The following is a 3,165-nucleotide window of genomic DNA, read 5'->3' on the forward strand; positions in this document are numbered from 1 at the left end:
CTATACTCGCCTTCGGCTTCGTATGAAGATGCTAGCCTTCGGCTACGCAAGACTTTGCTCGCAAGCTCGCTTAAAGAAGCTTCACGAGCGCTGCAATAATGACAATCTGAGCAGCTAATGCACCTGTCGTCCACTTCATTAGCTCAAATTTAAGATCTGAGATGTCGGCTTTAAGCCGATAATCCAAGTATTCTTGAGTTAATGGTTTCTGATCTTCCTGGGCATCTTTGAACGCCTCGGCTACGGCCTCGGCCTGGTCCGCGCTGAATCCTGCAGATTCCAGGCGCCTAATGAATTTGTGGGTGTCGAATGTTATTGCTGTCATTTCGGTGCCTCGCGTTTTCCTGTGCGGATCTCAAACAGCAGACGTTGGTCGGCAGACTCTATGTCTTCCCCGGATTGCTTGTGCTTTTCTATGTAGCTTCTCGGCAATGATAGCTTTGCGTTCTTCTTCTGTGGAATTGGGAGTTTCTTCTGTTTCTTCGGCTTGCTATCAGACTTCTCGCCGAACTTGAAAATTATGTGAGTGACGCGCCGGCCGGTCTTGCGCTGCTCCCACTTGACCCAAAGCGGTGAGAGCTCGTTGATCTGGTCTACTGCTGGCTCGAGTACTCGCCGTTTCAAATTCTGAATATCCGGGTACTTGCCCTCGAGCTGGAGGGCATCACGCAGCCAGTCGAGCTCGATGACCCGCTCGCCAGTCCCCCGCCACTGGATCAGCAGCTCATAGAGCCGAATCCCGTAGGCGCTGGTCATCTTGGCGACATCGACGAGCGCGTAGTGCGTGAACTGCTCGGTGAGTTGAGCTAGGTAGGGCAGCATCCGGTGCGCGAACTGCAGCCCTACCGATCCCTCGGATTCGATGTACTCCACGGCTTGTACCCAGCGCGTGACCAGTGTTCGCGCTGGGCCGCCGTTAGGTTCTTTGTGCAGCGTTACTCTCCGCTCGAACAAGCGTTCTGCGGCCTCTTTCATCAGGCCATAAGCACGGTCCACCTTGACTCCTGACATCTCCGCGATTTCCTGTGCAGAGACACGGTACAGATGCTGATCTGTCAACGGGGTATCGCGGCGTACCTGGCTGATCGCCGCGAGGATGATGCGCTGCTCGTAGATCGACAGTCGGTAACTCGCCTCGACCAGTGCGTTGCTCTTGTAGACCTGCGGCTGTTCTTCCATCCTAACCTTTAGAGTACATCAGAAAATATGTACATATAATAACTGTTTTTAACGTGTACTGGAATACAACCAATCTGTACGTGTGTAACAACCAATCCGTACTGGTTTAACAACCAATCCGTACTGGTTTAACAACCAATCTGTACTCTTTTCATCTCGATTTCCAAATTGATTCAATGACCTGCAAGCCCCTAAAAGGGGAAAAGGTATAAATATAAAAACACGTGCGCGCGCGCGCGACATGTGCCCGCGTACGCGCGCGTGATGGCGGGTGTCGTTCGGGCTTGCGGGCTTTGCCCGCGGCGCCCTCCCGCCAGCCCGCCATTGCTACTACGAGTTGGTAGTCGGAACTCCCGGCGCTAACGCGCCGTGTCGCCCGCCCACCAACCCCGCCCGGATCAGCGTCATGCGAACTCCCGAGCAAAGTTCTAGCCTCTCCGCAGGCTGAGAGCCCCCTACTAGACGCTATCGGCCTGAGAGGGTGGTGGTGGCTGACGTAGGCGCTCAAAACAGCGCTGAGGGCGTCTGAGAGGCCGCAGAAGAGGCTTGGGAGGGGTAGGGTTGGGAAAGGCCCTGCAGAGCCAGGAGGCCGCGGGTCTGGGGCGCGTAGCCCCAGTGCTGCCTCTGAATCTGGCGATGTCGTCGAGCGCGATGGCGCGGCCTTGACGGTCGAGCGCGTCCGGGGGGCCACACTGTTCCCTGCGACGGGTTGCAGCTCCTAACCCTGCATCACCCGTCGGCAGGGTCCGACGGCACCCCGGACCGATCGGCGGTCAAGGTCCGCCTGAGCGGTCTTCCAGGGCCTCTGGCCTGCGGCGTTGCCGGTCAGGAGAAAGATGGTGCATCGGGTGGACCGTAGTACTCGGTGCGCTGGCCTGTGCGGCAGTCTAGGAGTAGATCTCTCAGCGTTGTCACATGCACGCGATCTGCAAACGCGTCGCGTATGACGACATTCGGCTTGTCTCTGTTTTCTTTGATTAGTCGCGTGTCCGGATCTCTGTACAAGAATCCTGCGTACTCGCGATCAAAGTAACGCCGGTAGCGATCGACCTGGTCGTCTTTGCGAACGACTACCGTGATTTTCCTTATCGCGAAATTGTCGCAACCTCGCTGTTTCTGCAGCGGATCTGGCTGCTGGTTTATGCGGCGAGATAGTAGCTGTGTCCAATAGTCCAGTCGCTTATTCTCTTTCGGCGTTTTATCGTATTCGATCCAATGACCATTTTCTATATCTACGATGTCGGGGACAATTTTTGCTTTTGCTGGATACACTGCCCGGGATTCCGGTTCCGTGCGCCATCCGCTCTTCTCAGCTCGCATTAGTAAAGCAATCGAAATGCGTTGACAGTCGAGCAAGTGCTGCATGATGCTCCAGGCCGGAGAAGCGCTGTGCTCGATTCTAAGAATCTCACTGCTAAGTATGTCTTCGGCAATTTCGTATCCGGCATCTGTCAAGCTATAGACATGGATGCCGTCTTTCACAGATACACCCGTGGGACGCTTGTGACGCTTTAATAAACCGCGTCTCGATAAATCGTAGCCAAGCCGCGGCCTGGGTGGGTACATGTATTCGAGAACCTGGTCGCTTGTGTAACCCCAGCGTTGCACCCAACAGCACACAAGTTCTGCCAGAAATTGACCGCGATAGCGTGCATCGCGCGCGAACCACGGCTTCGGCGGAACCCGATTTTGGCTGTTTGAAGTTGCTTCATCCATCTCTGCACTGACCTCGACTATAATCTCTGCACTTACCTCTGCCATTATTGTATAGAAATTTACAGAGATCGGCGATGAGATCAACGCAGTGTTTTGTCTAAGTCACGGTGCTGGTCCTCGGCTATGCTCCGCATACGCCGACGCGGCTTAGGCCGCGCCAGCACTGGTGCTAGCCTTCGGCTACGCACCGCTCGCTCTCGCTCGCGAAGACCGTCACTGCGTTCCGGAAGAGGGCCGCCCGCCGCTCCGCGGCCACCCGCCTTTGGCGGG

3 protein-coding genes are annotated in these 3,165 nt (G+C 55.7%); all 3 read right to left on the reverse strand.

Annotation, left to right across the window (positions count from 1 at the left end; translation table 11 throughout):
- Positions 1-70 precede the first annotated feature (70 nt).
- The 3 genes from VBE63_RS26545 to VBE63_RS26555 all read right to left on the reverse strand — a co-directional run bounded on the left by VBE63_RS26545 (position 71) and on the right by VBE63_RS26555 (position 2,895).
- Entirely contained in the window at positions 71-325 is a 255-nt protein-coding gene (locus VBE63_RS26545) for a DUF1640 domain-containing protein (protein ID WP_323686004.1), read from the reverse strand.
- The gene (locus VBE63_RS26550) at positions 322-1,179 is read right to left on the reverse strand and encodes a RepB family plasmid replication initiator protein (RefSeq protein ID WP_323686005.1); all 858 of its coding nucleotides are present in this window, start codon (positions 1,177-1,179) and stop codon (positions 322-324) included. Before VBE63_RS26550 ends, VBE63_RS26545 begins: the two co-directional genes overlap by 4 nt.
- An 825-nt stretch (positions 1,180-2,004) precedes the next feature.
- On the reverse strand, positions 2,005-2,895 hold the full coding sequence (locus VBE63_RS26555) for a hypothetical protein (protein ID WP_323686006.1): 891 nt from the start codon (positions 2,893-2,895) through the stop codon (positions 2,005-2,007).
- Between the last annotated feature and the right edge of the window lie 270 nt (positions 2,896-3,165).

Origin of the sequence: Lamprobacter sp., assembly GCF_034860625.1 — a bacterium.
Lineage (GTDB): Bacteria > Pseudomonadota > Gammaproteobacteria > Chromatiales > Chromatiaceae > Lamprobacter.

Coding starts and splice junctions, on each gene's coding strand:
- VBE63_RS26555 (WP_323686006.1), bottom strand. CDS start 2,895: ATGGATGAAGCAACTTCAAACAGCCAAAATCGGGTTCCGCCGAAGCCG.
- VBE63_RS26550 (WP_323686005.1), bottom strand. CDS start 1,179: ATGGAAGAACAGCCGCAGGTCTACAAGAGCAACGCACTGGTCGAGGCG.
- VBE63_RS26545 (WP_323686004.1), bottom strand. CDS start 325: ATGACAGCAATAACATTCGACACCCACAAATTCATTAGGCGCCTGGAA.